Annotated in this window: 14 protein-coding genes; 6 read left to right on the top strand and 8 right to left on the bottom strand. The window is 71.8% G+C overall.

Going from position 1 to position 16,024, the window contains the following annotated elements; translation table 11 throughout:
* Window positions 1-9 precede the first annotated feature (9 nt).
* From BXA11_RS32745 to BXA11_RS32735, 3 genes are read right to left on the bottom strand one after another with little or no spacing between them, the layout of a single operon-like run.
* Entirely contained in the window at window positions 10-705 is a 696-nt protein-coding gene (locus BXA11_RS32745; protein WP_076440791.1) for a 3-oxoacid CoA-transferase subunit B, read from the bottom strand.
* Window positions 702-1,379: a 3-oxoacid CoA-transferase subunit A gene (locus BXA11_RS32740; RefSeq protein WP_076440789.1), complete on the bottom strand. Its 678-nt coding sequence runs from the start codon at window positions 1,377-1,379 to the stop codon at window positions 702-704. Before BXA11_RS32740 ends, BXA11_RS32745 begins: the two co-directional genes overlap by 4 nt.
* The gene (locus tag BXA11_RS32735; RefSeq protein WP_076440787.1) at window positions 1,376-2,563 is read right to left on the bottom strand and encodes a thiolase family protein; all 1,188 of its coding nucleotides are present in this window, start codon (window positions 2,561-2,563) and stop codon (window positions 1,376-1,378) included. Before BXA11_RS32735 ends, BXA11_RS32740 begins: the two co-directional genes overlap by 4 nt.
* A gap of 114 nt (window positions 2,564-2,677) precedes the next feature.
* On the opposite strand from BXA11_RS32735, the gene BXA11_RS32730 reads away from it, so the two are divergent.
* Complete coding sequence (locus BXA11_RS32730; RefSeq protein WP_076440785.1) at window positions 2,678-3,301, top strand: O-methyltransferase; 624 nt, start codon at window positions 2,678-2,680, stop codon at window positions 3,299-3,301.
* 4 nt (window positions 3,302-3,305) lie between these two features.
* Here BXA11_RS32730 and BXA11_RS32725 read toward each other — a convergent pair whose 3' ends face one another.
* On the bottom strand, window positions 3,306-4,751 hold the full coding sequence (locus tag BXA11_RS32725; RefSeq protein ID WP_030510214.1) for an MFS transporter: 1,446 nt from the start codon (window positions 4,749-4,751) through the stop codon (window positions 3,306-3,308).
* A gap of 109 nt (window positions 4,752-4,860) precedes the next feature.
* Here BXA11_RS32725 and BXA11_RS32720 point away from each other — a divergent pair, with 109 nt between their 5' ends.
* Window positions 4,861-5,280 (top strand): MarR family winged helix-turn-helix transcriptional regulator, encoded by a 420-nt coding sequence (locus tag BXA11_RS32720; RefSeq protein WP_076440783.1) that lies wholly within the window; start codon window positions 4,861-4,863, stop codon window positions 5,278-5,280.
* Between the two features lie 24 nt (window positions 5,281-5,304).
* Here BXA11_RS32720 and BXA11_RS32715 read toward each other — a convergent pair whose 3' ends face one another.
* The 3 genes from BXA11_RS32715 to BXA11_RS32705 all read right to left on the bottom strand — a co-directional run bounded on the left by BXA11_RS32715 (window position 5,305) and on the right by BXA11_RS32705 (window position 9,273).
* Window positions 5,305-6,075 (bottom strand): phosphotransferase, encoded by a 771-nt coding sequence (locus BXA11_RS32715; protein ID WP_204053808.1) that lies wholly within the window; start codon window positions 6,073-6,075, stop codon window positions 5,305-5,307.
* Window positions 6,076-6,130: 55 nt separating this feature from the next.
* Complete coding sequence (locus BXA11_RS32710; RefSeq protein ID WP_239105110.1) at window positions 6,131-7,951, bottom strand: DUF2075 domain-containing protein; 1,821 nt, start codon at window positions 7,949-7,951, stop codon at window positions 6,131-6,133.
* A 227-nt stretch (window positions 7,952-8,178) separates the two neighbouring features.
* On the bottom strand, window positions 8,179-9,273 hold the full coding sequence (locus BXA11_RS32705; RefSeq protein ID WP_083744750.1) for an ADP-ribosylglycohydrolase family protein: 1,095 nt from the start codon (window positions 9,271-9,273) through the stop codon (window positions 8,179-8,181).
* A gap of 124 nt (window positions 9,274-9,397) precedes the next feature.
* Between BXA11_RS32705 and BXA11_RS32700 the strand changes: the two genes are divergently transcribed.
* From BXA11_RS32700 to BXA11_RS32685, 4 genes are read left to right on the top strand one after another with little or no spacing between them, the layout of a single operon-like run.
* Window positions 9,398-10,648: an ROK family transcriptional regulator gene (locus BXA11_RS32700; RefSeq protein WP_159454880.1), complete on the top strand. Its 1,251-nt coding sequence runs from the start codon at window positions 9,398-9,400 to the stop codon at window positions 10,646-10,648.
* Window positions 10,645-11,565, top strand: coding sequence for a polysaccharide deacetylase family protein (locus BXA11_RS32695; protein ID WP_076440777.1), 921 nt, complete (start codon window positions 10,645-10,647; stop codon window positions 11,563-11,565). Before BXA11_RS32700 ends, BXA11_RS32695 begins: the two co-directional genes overlap by 4 nt.
* Complete coding sequence (locus BXA11_RS32690) at window positions 11,562-12,878, top strand: MFS transporter (RefSeq protein WP_204053807.1); 1,317 nt, start codon at window positions 11,562-11,564, stop codon at window positions 12,876-12,878. Before BXA11_RS32695 ends, BXA11_RS32690 begins: the two co-directional genes overlap by 4 nt.
* Before the next feature lie 17 nt (window positions 12,879-12,895).
* Window positions 12,896-14,926 carry a beta-galactosidase gene (locus BXA11_RS32685; RefSeq protein ID WP_076440775.1) on the top strand — a complete coding sequence of 677 codons (2,031 nt, stop codon included), beginning with the start codon at window positions 12,896-12,898 and terminating at the stop codon, window positions 14,924-14,926.
* On the opposite strand, the gene BXA11_RS32680 is transcribed toward BXA11_RS32685, so the two are convergent.
* A complete protein-coding gene (locus tag BXA11_RS32680; RefSeq protein ID WP_076440773.1) occupies window positions 14,874-15,962 on the bottom strand; it encodes a LacI family DNA-binding transcriptional regulator in 1,089 nt (362 codons plus the stop codon). The genes BXA11_RS32685 and BXA11_RS32680 overlap by 53 nt on opposite strands.
* Between the last annotated feature and the right edge of the window lie 62 nt (window positions 15,963-16,024).

The raw sequence follows: 16,024 nt of genomic DNA, 5'->3' as shown, positions 1-16,024 counted from the left end.
TTCGTCCGGTCATTCCTCCTGGCCCAGGGGGCGTACGGCCACCTCCAGCCGGGAGGCGAGATCGGCCACGCTGGTGCCGTACGTCTCGACCACGGTGACGCCGTGGGGGCCGATGTGGAAGACGCCGAGGTCGGTGTAGACGCGGCTCACGCAGGCCAGCCCGGTGAGCGGATAGGTGCACTCGGGGACGAGCTTGGGCGTGCCCTCCTTGGTGAACAGCGTCATCATGACGAACACCTGCTTGGCGCCGGTCGCCAGATCCATCGCGCCGCCGACGGCGGGGATGGCGTCGGGGGCGCCGGTGTGCCAGTTGGCCAGGTCGCCGCGTTCGGAGACCTGGAAGGCGCCGAGCACGCACACGTCGAGGTGACCGCCGCGCATCATCGCGAAGGAGTCGGCGTGGTGGAAGTAGGAGGCGCCCGGCAGCTCGGTGACGGGCACCTTGCCGGCGTTGGTCAGATCGGGGTCGATGTCGTCGCCGCGGGCGGCGGGCCCCATGCCGAGCATGCCGTTCTCGGTGTGCAATACGACCCCGGAGCCGGCCGGGAGGTGGTCGGCGACCGTCGTCGGCTGGCCGATGCCGAGGTTCACGAAGGACCCGGGCGGGATGTCCCGCGCGACGAGGGCGGCGAGTTCGTCGCGGCCGAGCGGGCCGCGGCCGAGGTGTTCGACGGTCTTCACGGTGGTTTTCACGGTGGTTTTCACGGCGTCGCCTCCGTCGCGCTCAGGTCCAGGATCCGGTCGACGTAGATGCAGGGGGTGACCACGGCCTCGGGGTCCAGCTCGCCGGTCTCGACGACGTGGTGCACCTGCGCGATCGTCAGCGTCGCGGCGGTCGCCATGACGGGCCCGAAGTTGCGCGCGGTCTTGCGGTAGACGAGGTTGCCCATCCGGTCGCCGGCGTGGGCGCCGACGAGGGCGACGTCGCCCTTGATCGGATACTCCAGCACGTAGTCGCGGCCGTCGATGGTGCGCGTCTCCTTGCCCTCGGCCAGCGGCGTGCCGACCCCGGTGGGGCAGTAGAAGGCGCCGATGCCGGCCCCGGCCGCGCGCATGCGCTCGGCGAGGGTGCCCTGCGGGACGACCTCCAGCTCGATCTTCCCGGCGCGGTAGAGGCCGTCGAAGACCCACGAGTCGCTCTGGCGCGGGAACGAGCAGATCATCTTGCGTACCCGCCCGGCGGCGAGCAGCGCCGCGAGGCCGGTGTCGCCGTTGCCCGCGTTGTTGCTGACCACGGTCAGGTCCGTCGCGCCCTGCCGGATCAGCGCGTCGATGAGCTGGACGGGCATCCCGGCCATCCCGAAGCCGCCGATCAGGACGGTGGAGCCGTCCGCGATGCCCGCGACCGCCTCTTCGGGGTCGGTGAGCACGGCGGTCATGACGCGCTCACGTTCTCGAGCACGACGGCCAGGCCCTGGCCGACGCCGATGCAGATCGCGGCCACGCCCCACCGCTCGCGCCGTTCGCGCAGCACGTGGGCGAGCGTGCCGAGGACGCGGCCGCCGGAGGCGCCGAGGGGATGACCGATGGCGATGGCGCCGCCCCTGGTGTTGACGATCGAGGGATCGACCTTCCAGGCGTCGAGGCACACGAGCGACTGCACGGCGAACGCCTCGTTCAGCTCGACGGCGCCGACGTCGTCCCAGCCGATGCCGGCCCGGCGCAGAGCCTGGTTGGCGGCCTCGACCGGCGCGTACCCGAACATCTGGGGTTCGAGCGCGCAGGCCCCGCGACCGGCGACGCGGGCGATCGGGCCGGCGCCGATCCGGTCCGCGGCGGCCTGCGAGCCGAGCACGACCGCGGATGCGCCGTCGTTCAGCGGGGAGGCGTTGCCGGCGGTGATGGCGCCGTCGGGGCGGAAGGCCGGCTTCAGCCCGGCGAGGATCTCCGGCGTCGTGCCGGGCCTGATCCCCTCATCACGCGTCAGGCCGGCGCCCTCGACCGGGACGACCAGGTCGTCGTAGAAGCCGTCGTTCCAGGCCGCGTCGGCCAGCACGTGGGATCGCGCGGCGAAGGCGTCCTGCCGTTCGCGCGAGACGCCGAACCTCTCGCCGAGCTGCTCGTTGGCCTCGCCGAGGGAGACCGTCCACTCCTTCGGCATGCGCGGGTTCACCAGCCGCCAGCCGAGCGTGGTGGAGACCGCGGTCACGTCCCCGGCGGGGTAGGCCCGGGAGGGCTTGGGGAGCACCCACGGCGCCCGGGTCATCGACTCCACGCCACCGATGACGACGACGTCGGCGTCACCGCTCTCGACGGTCCGTGAGCCGATCATGGCGGCGTCCAGGCTCGACCCGCACAGCCGGTTCACCGTGGTGGCCGGTACGGTCACCGGAAGCCCGGCCAGCAGCACGGCCATCCGGCCCACGTTGCGGTTGTCCTCACCCGCGCCGTTGGCGTTGCCCCACACCACGTCGCCGATCTCCGCCGGATCCAGCCGGGGAAGCTTTGCCAGGACGCCGCGCAACGCCGTGGCCGCCAGGTCGTCCGGGCGGACGTCCGCGAGCGCGCCGTTGAACCTGCCGAACGGCGTGCGCGCCGCGGCGTAGACGAAGGCCGAACCCATGACGTTCCCTTCTTGTTCGCTATGCGAACGCCGGTTCATTTTGCGAACACAACGAGCATAGTCGATGCCGCCGGGGCCTGGCCGGGGCGTCCACGGTCGGCCTAGCCTGGGGCGATGTCGATCGACGGCACGGCGGCATACGCCGGCCTCACGGGGTTGCCTCCGCTGGTCATGCGTGCGGTCCTGGCGGCCCGGCAGGCGGGCTTCGCGCCCTCCTGCCGGCCGGAACAGGGGCGCCTGCTGTACGCCTTGGCGGGCGGCGCCGAGACGATCGGGGAAACCGGCACCGGATGCGGGGTGGGCCTGGCGTGGCTGGCCTCGGGCGCCCGGCCCGGGGCACGGCTGGTCAGCGTCGAACGCGACGCACGCCGAGCGTCCCTGGCCGCCCGGGTCTTCGTCGATCACCCGCAGGTCTCGGTGATCCGCGGCGACTGGCGGGAGATCCATCGGGACGGGCCGTACGACCTGCTCGTGCTCGACGGCGGCGGCCAGGGCAAGAGCGGTGAGCAGCCGGCCGATCCGCACCGGCTGCTGAAGCCGGGAGGGACGCTGGTCATCGACGACCTGACCCCGGCCCGGCACTGGCCGCCGCGGTTCGACGGCGCCGTCGACCAGGCCCGGATGCACTGGCTCGGCCACCCGGGGCTGGACGCGGCGGAGATCCGGCTCGCGCCGGACCTGGCCGCGCTCGTGGCCACGCGCCGTTTCGGCGATACGCCCGGCGCGGCCGATCAGTGACGGGTCAGGGCTTCGCGGCGGTGACGGGCTCGGCGGGGACGTCGTGTCCGGACGTACGGCCCGCCGGTCGTGCGGGGAGCGCCGTGGTCACGGCGGCGGCGACGAGGGCGGCGGCGCAGCCGATCAGCATCCCGGCGCGGAAACCGCCCTCCGACGGCAGGACGTGCCCGCCCAGCCGGATGGTCATCTGTGACAGGACGACGCCGATGACCGCGGCCGAGACCGTGGTGCCGATGGAGCGCATCAGCGTGTTGAAGCTGTTGGCGGCGGCGGTCTCGGAACGGGGGACCGCGCCCATGATCAGCGCGGGCATCGCCCCGTAGGCCAGGCCGACGCCCATGCTGCACACGCAGGTGACGACCAGCAGCCCCCAGGTGGAGCCCAGCAGGGCCGTCGACGAGCCGTACCCGAGCGCCATGACCAGGCTGCCGGCGATCAGCGTGACCTTGGGGCCGCGGGCGGCCGACAGGCGGGCGCCCAGCGGCGAGACGGCCATCATCACCAGTCCGGAAGGGGCCATCCACAGGCCGGCCGCCAGCATCGACTGGCCCAGGCCGTAACCGGTGGCGGCGGGGAGCTGCAGGATCTGCATGACGATCAGCGCCTGGGCGTACATCGAGATGCCGACCACGATCGATGCCAGGTTGGTCAGCAGCACCTGCCGCCGCGCGGTGACGCGCAGATCGACCAGCGGGTCACTGACACGCAGCTCCCACCAGCCCCACAGCAGGAGCACGACCAGCGCGGCGGCGAGCAGGCCAAGTGTGGTGCCGCTCGTCCAGCCCCAGTCGGCGCCCTTGGAGACGCCCAGCAGCAGGCACACCAGCCCCGTGCTCAGACCGAGCACGCCGGCGACGTCGATCCGGCCGGAAGCCCGCGCGGGCGTGGCCGGCACCAGGAGCCAGATCAGCACCGCGACCAGCACGCTCAGCCCCGCGGAGCCCCAGAACAGCATCCGCCAGCTCGCGTACTCGGCGACCGCCGCCGCGATCGGCAGGCCGAGCGCGCCGCCGATCCCCATCGACGAGCTCAGCAGCGCGATGGAGGGACCGAGCCGCTCGGGCGGCAGCAGGTCGCGCAGGGCGCTGATGCCCAGCGGGATCAAGCCCATGCCCATGCCCTGCAGACCCCTACCGACGATCATCGGGATGAGGGAGCCCGCCAACGCACAGACGACACACCCCGCGATCAACGGCACCGAGCAGACCAGCATCATGCGGCGCTTGCCGTACAGGTCGCCGAGCCGGCCGGTGACCGGGGTCGTGACCGCTCCCGCGAGCAGGGTGACGGTGATCACCCATGAGGCGTTCGACGCGGTGGTGCGCAGCAGATTCGGCAGCTCGCCGATCAGCGGCACCACCAGGGTCTGCATCAGCGAGGCGACGATGCCGGCCACCGCCATCACGCTGACGATGCCGCCGGGGCGAGCGGCGGACGTGGAGCCTCCCACGGGGGTTCTCCCTCGGGTCGATAATCAAAAACGATGTGCACCATACACACCATGTGTTACATGCACAATTCGTGTAGGGTGCACATATCTGTACGAGAAGGAAACCGGCATGGACAAGCCCACGCATCTCATCGAGTTCGAGACCATGCTCCTCGGGCGGCACCGGCACGTCGATCGCAGCGCCTACCTGCTGCTCAGCCGCATCCACATCACCGGCCCTATGTCGATCGGCCAGCTCAGCGACGCCTTCGGGCTGGACGTGTCCACCCTCAACCGGCACACCTCGGCCCTGCTCGGCGCCGGACTGGTGGAACGCATCCCCGACCCCGACGGCGGCATCGCCCGCAAGTTCCGCCTGACCGGGAAAGGCGAGCGGTGGCTCGGCGAGCAGCGCGAGAAGAACATCCTCGGCCTGGAGAAGGTGCTCGCCGACTGGACCGCCGAGGACGTCGTGGCTTTCCTCGCCTACCTGAGACGCTTCAACACCGACATCGAACGCCTCGCCGGACGGCCCTGGCCCCGTCCCTGACCAGTCGATTCGCAGGCGTCTGTCTCACTCGGCGGCGAAGCCGGCCAGTTCCTCGACCGCGGTGTCCAATGACCTGTCGACGCCGCGGTCGACCAACTTCCGGTACGCCGGGTCGCCGGCCGCCGCGAGACGCCGGATGCCGTCGGCGGAGGCATTGACCCGCTGGCGGACGACCCCGAGGAACCGCTCGGCCGGGCCGTCCCAGCCGTAGGCGTCGAGGAACAGCCGCAGCCTCCGGGGCCGCTCGGCGAACGCGGTGAACCCGTCCGCCGCCACGACATGGCGGGCGTGGAGCGGCACCCAGGAGAAGGCGGTGAAGGCGAGGTCCCACTCCGGGGTGACCGGACCGGCGAAGTCCCAGTCGAAGAAGCCGATGAGACGCCCGTCGGCCCACGCCGCGTTGTACGGCGCCGCGTCGTTGTGGCCGACGACCAGGCCGGGCCGCCAGGTCCCTCCCTCGCGCCAGACCGCGTCAGGCGGGGGGACGAAGTCCGCCACCGCGGCGTGGAAGTCACGCAGCCAGCCGGCCACCTGACGGAGCGCGTCGTCACCATGCACCCAGGCGGGCCACGGCCGCGCGGTTCCGACCACCTCTCCCGCAAGATACGAGAGGACCTCCCGGCCCCGGTCGTCGAAGCCTCGGGCCCGCGGGGCCCCGTCGAAACCGGCCTCCTCCAGATGCCGGAGCAGCGCGTGCACGGCAGGCGTCCAGGGCCCGGGGACACGCCGGACCGTGTCGCCGACCCGGACCGCCCCATTCGTGTTCCCGCCGGGAAGACGTCGCTCCTCGATCACGCGTCCCATGATTGCGTTCAGCGCCCCGCGGGCGGAACCCGTGCGCCGGGACGCCTCATCGGTCAAGCAGGGTGGCGAGGAAGTCCTGCGTCCGGGCGTCGACGGAGTGGACAGCCGTGCCGATCATGCCGCGGGTGAGCAGCACCTTGTAGGTGTTGCGGATGAGCCGGTCGGCCTGCTCGTCCGTCACGGACTTCTTCGTCAGAGCCGGGTCCTTGCTGGCGCCGCGCACGGTGACCAGACGGCCGTCCCGGTAGACGAGGTCAGGGCCGAGCACGACGCCGTTCCAGTCGTACTCGAAGCCCTGGGCGGTGTACACGCAGCCGACCTGTTCGAAGCCGCCCGGCATGGTGGCCCACAGCGCGCTGGGAGGGGCGTCGCCGACGGCGCGGTCGCCTTTGACGTTCCACGGCTTGGACCAGCCGTCGATCCGCACGTCGGAGACGAGGCGGTCGCCGTCGGGGTCGCTCCACCGCCAGCAGTAACCGGCCGTCATCCGGGCCGAGTAACCGTCGTTCAGCCTCCCCCGCAGCAGTCCTTCCAGCTCGTACGGAGAGTCGGCGAGGGTGACCTCGAAGTGGGGGTCGCCGGTCCACGGCGCGGGATCCTCACCGTTCAGGCCGAGCAGCCGCAGCACCCACTCCTCGTACGCCCGGCTGCCGCCGCAGCGGAACTGGGCGTCGAGATCCACCTGCTGCACGGTCAGGCCGCGGGCCTGTGCGTGCGCCCTGATGTCGGCGACGGTCCCGGTCTCGCCCGGCCGCACCACCTGGTGTTCGTCGAGGAGGAAGACGGGAACGCGGGCGGCGCTCATCAGCTCGTCGAGCTGGGACCGCCCCGTTCGTTCGACGGCCTTGGTGAAGCGGTTGGCCGACGTCTCGCGGATCCGGTGGGCCTCGTCGCAGATCAGTACGTCGAGGTCGTTGGGCTTGGCGGTCATGAAGTTGTTGAAGTACTTGAACATCGCCTTCGTGCGCGTGGATCCCCTGGCCACGTGGCGGCGCATGGTCTCGGTGAAGGATCGCGACCCGGTGGCGTGGTGTGCGGGATAGCCGCGCTCGGCGAGTTCGCCGAGGAGCGACAGGGCGATGACGCTCTTGCCCGACCCGGGACCGCCGGTGACGATGACGACTTCCTTGGAGTCGGCTGCCCGTGCCTTCTCCACCGCGTGCAGCACGATTCCGTACGCCAGGCGCTGCTGGTCCAGCAGGACGAAACGGTCCCGATGCTTGATCTCGGCCGCGGCCACCTTCAGCAGTTGCTTGGAGGGCCGGATCGCCGACGCCAGCAGCCTGTCGGCGGCGCGCGCACCGGGTTCGGGCGCGAACTGCGTCCGGAGGTAGTCGACGAACTGCCCACGACGGCTCTGGCTGAACAGGCGGGTCCGCTCGTCCTCCACGCGGTCGTAGAGGTCGTGGATGTCGAGGTCGTTCGCGTTGTGCAGGTACGCGACGCCGCGTACGGCATGACGGCGGTGCTCCAGGGCGCCGACGAAGTCGGCGAGGTAGTCGCAGTAGCCGTGCACCTGCAGGACCGGGTGGAGTTTGGGATGGCTGCCCATGCCGGGGACGAGAACGAGGTCGGCGTCGTCCTCGTACAGCTCGGCGTGGCTCCACTGCTTGAGCTCCACGACGACGTACGTGTCGTCGCCGCTGTGCCGGTCGACGCCGGCGAGGATCACGTCGGCCCGCTTGCTGGTGAGCGGTAACTGGTATTCCAGCAGCATCTCGACGCCGCCGAGCCCGGCCTCGACGAGGTCACGGGCGAGAACGGGCAGGCTGCGGTCCCATGACCTCCGCTCGCTCCTGCCGGGATTGACGCCCTGAGTGATGCGAAGCTGCTCGGCGATCACCTCGCTGAGCACCCTCTCCGGCACCGACGCGAGCTGAAGCAGACCTTCCGCGGAATGCCGGACAACGGCCACGGACCAACCCCCAGGCAGCACGAAAGACTCGTGCGGTATGGGGGCATGTCCGTTCTCAGGCGTAAGAACGGAAGCCCGTCGGGCCGCATCACCGGTACGCCGGGAAGATTACACCGTTCCATGCGGCATGATCCGGTGATGCGTGTGTCTCATGCCGTTCGGGCCGGATCGGGGCGGGGTCAGCAGCCGGGGTACTTGTCGCGGTCGAGACGGCCGCCGGTGAACTGGGTGGTGAAGTCGTCGGCGAGTTCGATGAGGGTGTCCCTGCCCTCCAGCCGGGACACCCAGCGCCCGGGAAGAGCCGCGTCGCCGTGCACCGTGCCGAGGAGGTTGCCGCAGAGGGAGCCGGTGGAGTCGCTGTCGCCGGAGTGGTTGACCGCCAGCAGCAGGGCCCGCTCGATGTCGTCGCCGCTCGCCAGCGCGCAGTAGACCGCGATGGCGAGGGCCTCCTCGGCCACCCACCCGCCGCCGAGCGTCTCCACCGTCTCGGGCGTCGGCTCCGCCGTTCCGGCCAGGGCGACCGCCGCCTCGATCGCGGCGGTGGTCTCCTCGTGCGCGGGCCGCTCGGCGAGCAGGCCGAGAGTGTCCCGTACGGCCGCCGGGAGCGGCGCGCCCTGGGCCAGGAGGCAGATCAGCGCGGCGAAGGCGCCGGCCGCCAGATAACCGGTGGGATGCCCGTGCGTGATCTGGGCGCAGCCGGCCGCGAGCGTGAAGGCGGCCTGCGGGTCGCGGACGGCCAGCCCGAACGGTGCGGAGCGCATGACGGTGCCGCAGCCCTTCGAGCCGGGGTTGACCGGCCCGGGCGTGCCGGAGGCGGCGAGCGAACCGAGGTCGGCGCGCAGCCCGGACACGCAGGCGTTGCCGGGGGCGCGGCGGGAGTAGAGCCAGGTCTGCTCGCGGAGCCGGCCGGTGCGGACGAGGCCGTCGGCGGGCGGCGGCACGCGGTGCTCCTGGGTGTCGAGCCAGCGCAGGTAGGCGTGGCGCACCACCTGCACCTCACCCCCGCCGATGCCCCTCTCCCTGACGCGCACGTCGGCGCGGATCAGCCCTTCGACGGTGAACAGCGTCATCTGCGTGTCGTCGGTGACCAGGCCGGTCTCGCCGCGCCAGTCGGGCGCGAGGTCGGTCAGGCCCGCCTCGCCGTGGTTGCGGCGGATGGCGGCGATCGAGTCGAACTCCACGGGTGCGCCGAGGGCGTCGCCGACGGCCCCGCCGAGCAGGCAGCCGCGTACCCGTGCCCCGAATGGAACGTCGCCCGTTGCGGCATTGCTCACGATGATCCCCTCTCTGCCTTTTATGAACCGTAGCGGTCTTGTCGCGGGGCCGCCGATCGGATAGAAACGGCTCACTCCGAGTAGGAAAGTTTCCGACCTACTCGGGCCGGGACGCGAGGTGAGCGTGAGCGCGAACTACCTGGCCGGGCCGCAGGGCCTGCTCTGGTCGATCAACGCCCGCGCGGTGCTCGACGTCATCGACCGTGAGGGGCCGCTCGGCCGGCCGGAGATCACCAGGGCCACCGGCCTGTCCAAGACCACCGTCGCCCAGGCGCTGCGCGAGCTCGTCGCACGCGGGGCCGTGGAGGAGGCGGGCGCCGACACCACTCGTCGCGGGCCCGCCGCGACCCTCTACCGGATCGCCCCCCGCTGCGCGCTCGCGCTCGGCGTCGACATCGGCCACCTGCGCATCCGCGCCGTACTCGTCGACGCGGTGGGGGAGACGCTCGCCCAGGCGGAGACCCGGGCGCCGCGCCGCAGGGTGGCCGACACGGCGGCGGCGGTGGCCGCACTCGCCGCCGAGTGCGCCGGACGCGCCGGGACCGAACCGGGCGCCGTCGGTCAGGCCGTCGTCGGCGTCCCGGCGGTCGTGGCGCGCGACGGCCGCACCGTGAGGCGGGCCTACGGGCTGCCGCAGGGGGGCCGCGGCCTGGCCGAGGCGATCGAGCGCGACCTGCCCGTGCCCCTGCTGCTGGAGAACGACGTCAACCTCGCCGCCGTCGCCGAGCAGCGGTTCGGCGCGTGCGCCGGCGTCGCCGACTTCGTCCTGCTCGGCGTCGGGGTCGGGCTCGGCGCCGGGATCGTGCTGGGCGGCCGGCTCCACCGGGGCTTCGCCGGGGGAGCGGGCGAGGTCGCATTCCTGCCCCACCCCGCGACCGAGCTCGGCACCGAGGTGCTCGGCGCCCGCCGCATCGCCGAACAGGCCAGGCGGGCCGGCATCGAGGGCAGCCCGTCCACGCGGGAGATCTTCGACAGCGCCAGGGCCGGTGACGAGAGGGCACTCGCCGTGGTCGACGCGACCGCCCGCAGGATCGCCCACGTCGCGGCGTCGGTCGCCCTCGTGATCGAGCCGGAGCTGTTCGTGCTCGGCGGCGCGTTCGGCGCCAGCGCCGACCTGCTGCTGGGCCGCATCCGCCGCCACCTGGCGAGGGACGCCGCGCCGCTCCCGATCAGGATCGTCGCGAGCGGCGTTCCCGGGGATCCGGTGCTGCGGGGCGCGTCGTGGCTCGCCCGCCATCGTGCGCGGGAACGCGCCTTCGCCGCCGCCGTGGGCGGGCGGCCACACGAGACGGCAGCCGGGGGACCGTACGACGTCGCGACCGGCGGACCGTACGACACGGACCTCGCCGGGGCAGGGAAAGGGGACATCACGTGAACCTCGCGCGACGGCTCGGAGCCGGGCCGGACGACCGGCTGCTGATAGTGAACGCCGACGACTACGGCATGTGCCGGGCGGCCAACGCGGGCATCACCTCGCTGCTCGCCGCCCGCGCGATCAGCTCGGCGACCGTCATGACGCCGTGCCCGTGGGCCCCCGACGCGGTCCGTACGGCTGTCGCGGGCGGTTACGACGTGGGCGTCCACCTGACGTTCACCAGCGAGTGGGAGGGATACCGGTGGGGACCGGTGACCCGCGACCGCGCGGTGTCCTCGCTCGTGGACGAGGCCGGATACTTCCCCGCCGACAGCCGGACGGTCGAGGAGCGGGCCGACCCCGAGGAGGTCCGGGCGGAGATCGACGCGCAGATCCGCAGGGCCGTCGCTCTCGGCCTCGACCCGTCGCACGCCGACAACCACATGGGCAGCCTGTACGGCCTGGCGACCGGCCGTGACTTCCTCGACGTCGTCTTCAAGGCGTGCGCGGAGCACGGCCTGCCGTTCCGGCTGCCCAGGACCCTTGACGGCATGGGCCTGCCGGAGGAGCTGGAGCCGTTCGCGCAGGCGAGGGCCGAGGCCGCGGACGCGGCGGGCGTGGTGATCCTCGACCGGCTGTGGACGCTGCCCTTCGAACTGGCCGAGGGGGAGACGTACGAGAGCGTCAGAAGCGACATGATCGGGCTGATCCGGACGCTGCGCCCCGGCGTGACCGAGATCTACATCCACCCGTTCGAGGACGACGGCGAACTCCGGCAGATCATGCCGCATCACGCCAAACGCGGCATGGAGCTGCGGCTGTTCACCGATCCGGAGGTCCGCCGCGCCATCGCGGAGGAGGGCGTCCGCCTCATCGGCTGGTCGGATCTCCGCACCGCCCAGAGGGCCCGGTCCGGCGCGGCCCGGAGGGCTTGGTGACGCGCGGCTCGGAGGGTCCGGTGCGGCGCGGGCAGATGCTGGCCTACGGATCGGGCAACCTGTCGGTCAACCTGCTCAGCCAGGCGTTCGCGACCTTCGCCACCTTCTACTACGTCGACCACCTGGGCGTCGACCCGTCGCTCATCGGCGTCGCCATGGTGATCCACGGCATCGTCAACGCGGTGCTCAACCCGCTCGTGGGGCACGTCTCCGATCGGACCCGCACGCGCTGGGGCAGGCGGGTGCCGTACATCGCGATCGGCATGGCGCCGCTGGCCGCGGCCTTCACCATGATCTGGATCCCGCTCGTGGACGGCGCGACCGCGAGGTTCTGGTACTTCCTGGTCGTGGTCCTCGTCTACGACGTGCTGTTCGTCGTCGTGGTCCTGAACTACGTGGCGCTGTTCCCCGAGATGTTCACCACCATCGCGGAACGGGCCCGCGCCGCGTCGTGGCGGCAGATGTTCGCCATCGTCAGCATGATCGTCGGCGTCGCCGCGGCGCCCCTGCTGTACGGCGCCATCGGATGGGCCGCCATGGGCGTGTCCTTCGGCGTCGTGGCGCTGGCCTTCTTCGCGCTGTCGCTGCGCGGCTCGACCGAGCGGGTGCACGCGGAGCGTGAGAGCTTCGGGTTCCTCGCCGCGCTCCGCTACACGCTCGCCAACCGCGCCTTCGTCACGTACGTCACGGGCAGCTTCCTGCTGCAGCTCACCTTCGCCCTGCTGCAGGCGGGGATCCCGTTCTTCACCAAGTACGCCCTGGGCGAGGCCGACTCCGCCAACACCGTCGTCCTGGGCGCGGTGTTCGTCGTCGCGATCCCGATGGTCTACGTGTGGAGCCGGGTCACCACGCGGATCGGCCCGCGCCGCGCCGTCCTCGTCGCGATCGTCGTGTACGGCGGGGCGCTCGTGCCGTTCCTGCTCGTCGGGAGCCTCCTGCTCGCGGCGGTGACCGGGGCCGCGATCGGCGTCGGGATCGCGGGCATGCTCGTGCTCCTGGAGATCCTGCTCGCCGAGGTCATCGACGACGACGAGCGCAGGACGGGCACCCGTCGTGAGGGGATGTACTTCGGCATGAACGGGTTCATCGTCCGGTGGGCGGTGTCCCTCCAGGCCGTGATCATCACGGTCGTGCTGTCCCGATCGGGCTACCACAACGGGGCCGCGGTGCAGCCGGACTCCGTCGTGACCGGCGTCCGGCTGATGATGGGCGCGGTGCCCCTGGTGGTGCTGGCGCTGGCCTTCGGCTGCTTCCTTCTCTACCCGCTGCGCTCGGGCACCCGCCCGCGCGACGAGACCGGCGCTCACCGCTAAAGACCAGGAGCCTGCTGATGACAGACCCTCGCATGCGCGCCTTCAGAGACCGTGTCGGCGGCCTGGCGTACGGCGGGGACTACAACCCCGAGCAGTGGGACCCGGGCGTGTGGCGGGAGGACGTCCGGCTCATGCGCGAGGCGGGGGTGAACCTCGTGTCGCTCGGCGTCTTCGCGTGGGCCTCGCTCGAACCGGAGCCCGGAGAATACGAGTTCGGCTGGCTCGACGAGGTCATGGACCTGCTCCACGAGAACGGCATCGCGGTCAACCTGGCCACCCCCACCGCCGCGCCGCCCGCGTGGCTGACCCACCGGCACCCCGAGGTCCTCCCCGTCATGGCCGACGGCGAGCGGTTCGGCTTCGGCAACCGCCTGCACTACGACCCCTCGTCCCCGATCTACCGGGAGCACGCGGCGAACATCACCAGGCGGCTGGCGGAGCGCTACTCCTTCCACCCCGCCCTGGCGATGTGGCACATCAGCAACGAGTACGGCCCGACCGCCTACAACGAGGCCGCCTCGGCCGGTTTCCGCCGCTGGCTCCGGCGCAGGTACGGCGACCTGGAGACCCTCAACGAGGTATGGACCACCCGCTTCTGGGGGCAGGTCTACACCGACTGGGATCAGGTCGAGGCGCCGGCCGTGCCGCGTACCTGGATGAACCCCAGCCGCATCCTGGACTTCAAGCGCTTCACCTCGGACGCCCTGCTGGAGTGTTTCGTCGCCGAGCGCGACATCGTCCGCTCCTTCCGCGACGACATCCCGATCGTCACCAACTTCATGCGCTTCTACCGGCACGCCGACTACTGGCGCTGGGCCCCGGAGGAGGACGCGGCGGCCCTGGACATCTACCCCGACCCCGCCGACCCGGACGCGCACGTGTCGTCGGCCTTCCAGTTCGACCTGTTCCGGTCGCTCAAGGGCGGGCGGCCGTGGCTGCTGATGGAGCAGGCGGCGAGCGCGGTCAGCCAGTGGAGGCTCAACGTGGTCAAGGAGCCCGGCCGGATGCGGCTCGGCTCGCTCCAGGCGGTCTCTCGCGGGGCCGACTCCGTCATGTTCTTCCAGTGGCGGGCCGGCCGCGGCGGGCACGAACGCTTCCACTCGGCGATGCTGCCGCACTCCGGCCCGGGGTCGCGCACCTTCCGCGAGGTCGCCGCGCTCGGCCGCGAGGCCGGGCTGCTCGCGCCGGTGGCGGGGACGACCACGCGGGCCGAGGTCGCGGTCCTGTTCGACTGGAACAACTGGTGGGGGCTGGAGGAGCTGTGGGGCCTGCCCCGCAACGACTTCAGCTACGTCGACACCGTCATGCGGCACTACCGGCCGCTGTGGGAGCACCATTACGCGGTCGACGTCGTGTCCACCCGGAGCGACCTGTCGCCGTACAAGGTGCTGGTCGTGCCCAACGCGTATCTCGTCGACGACGAGGGCGCCGCCGCCGTCACCGAGTTCGCCCGCAGCGGCGGGACCGTCGTCATGTCCTTCTTCTCAGGCGTGGTCGACGCGTGCAACCGCGTCCGCCCGGACGGTTACCCGGGCGCGTTCCGCCGCCTCATCGGCGCGAAGATCGACGAATACTGGCCGGCGCGGCCCGGCGAGCGGTTCACCGTCGATTTCGCCGACGGGCACACGGCGACGGCGGACTGGTGGCGCGAGGACATCCACCTCGAAACCGGGACGGCGCTGGCGACCTACGCGGACGGCCTGCTCAAGGGACGCGCCGCGGTCGTCGCCAACGAATTCGGCGCCGGCCGGGTCGTCTACTTCGCCACCCTCCTGGAACAGGACGCCTTCGACCGGGTGCTGATCGGCGAGCTGAGGACGGCGGGCGTGGAGAACCGCTTCGACGGCCTCCCCGCCCACCTGGAGTGCACGGTCCGCGAGGACGAGCGGCACGAATACCTCTTCCTCCTCAACCACGACGCGGAGGCGTCCGTCGCCGTACCCGTGGAGGGCGACGGCACGGACCTTCTCACCGGCCTCCCGGCGTCGGGGGAGGTCACCGTGCCTCCCCTCGGAGCCGCGGTCGTGCGCCGGGCGCGGCGGGCGTGACCGCGGCCCGGCTCCCCGGCGGCGCGGTACTCTCGCGGACCACGAGCTCGTTCGCGAGGTCGATCCGGCTCGTGGCAGGCTCCACGCCGCGGGCCAGGTCGAGCAGCATCTGGGTCGCGACCGTCGCCATGTCGCGCAGCGGCTGGCCAACGGTGGTCAGAGCGGGCTCGACCCAGCCGGCGACGGGCACGTTGTCGTAGCCGACCACCGACAGGTCCCCGGGGACGTCGAGGCCGAGCCGCCGGGCCGCGCGCAGGACGCCGAGCGCCTGCAGGTCCGACCCCGCGAAGATCGCGGTCGGCCGGTCCGGGCGCGACAGCAGGTCCATCGAGTGCTCGTAGCCGGCGTCGACGTAGAAGTTGCCGTACCTGACGAGGTCGGGGTCGACGGCGAGCCCCGCCTCGTCGTGGGCGACCCGGAAGCCGGCGACCCGTGCCCTGCTGCACATCACGTCCTTGGGGCCGGAGACGACCGCGATGCGGCGGTGGCCCAGCTCCAGGAGATGACGGGTGGCGAGCAGGCCGCCGTCCCAGTTGTTCGAGCCGACCACGGGCACGGACTCGGCGATCTCGCCGTCGGTGTCGACGACGACGAACGGGACCTGCGCCCGCCGCAGCTTCTGCTGCTGCGACTGAGACGGCCTGGACATGACGAACAGCACGCCGAGTGGCCGATGGTCGAGCACGCCGTCCAGCCACTCATCCGGTGGCAGGTGCGCCCCGTTCAGCTGGGACAGGACGACCTCGATCCGCGCGGCGGCGGCGACGGCGTCGACGCCGCGGATGATCTCCATCGACCACATGGAGTTCAACTCGTGGAAGACGAGGTCGATCTGCCCCTTGAGCGTGCGCCGCTTGGAACGGCGGCGGTACTGGTGCCGCGCGAGGCCGGCCTCGACGCGTTCCCGTGTGTCGGGCGCGACGTCGGGCCGTCCGTTGAGGACCTTGGAGACCGTGGTCACCGAGACGCCGAGCTCTTCGGCGATGGACGCGATCGTGGCAGGGCGTGGATCGCGGGCGGGGGAGGCGCTGGTCATCTGTCCGCTCGTCGTTTCTCCGAAAGTTTCGCGAAACTCTACCACCGGAAAGCGCAGAGATA

The sequence above is a fragment of the Microbispora rosea genome, assembly GCF_900156315.1.
Taxonomy (GTDB): domain Bacteria; phylum Actinomycetota; class Actinomycetes; order Streptosporangiales; family Streptosporangiaceae; genus Microbispora; species Microbispora rosea.
The sequence above is the reverse complement of the archived record's forward strand: the minus strand, read 5'-3'. Positions and strand labels throughout refer to the sequence as shown.

What these genes read in the sequence shown, in the direction of transcription:
- BXA11_RS32740 (WP_076440789.1), bottom strand. Translation starts at nt 1,379, where the DNA reads ATGACCGCCGTGCTCACCGACCCCGAAGAGGCGGTCGCGGGCATCGCG.
- BXA11_RS32735 (WP_076440787.1), bottom strand. Translation starts at nt 2,563, where the DNA reads ATGGGTTCGGCCTTCGTCTACGCCGCGGCGCGCACGCCGTTCGGCAGG.
- BXA11_RS32730 (WP_076440785.1), top strand. Translation starts at nt 2,678, where the DNA reads ATGTCGATCGACGGCACGGCGGCATACGCCGGCCTCACGGGGTTGCCT.
- BXA11_RS32720 (WP_076440783.1), top strand. Translation starts at nt 4,861, where the DNA reads ATGGACAAGCCCACGCATCTCATCGAGTTCGAGACCATGCTCCTCGGG.
- BXA11_RS32685 (WP_076440775.1), top strand. Translation starts at nt 12,896, where the DNA reads ATGACAGACCCTCGCATGCGCGCCTTCAGAGACCGTGTCGGCGGCCTG.
- BXA11_RS32680 (WP_076440773.1), bottom strand. Translation starts at nt 15,962, where the DNA reads ATGACCAGCGCCTCCCCCGCCCGCGATCCACGCCCTGCCACGATCGCG.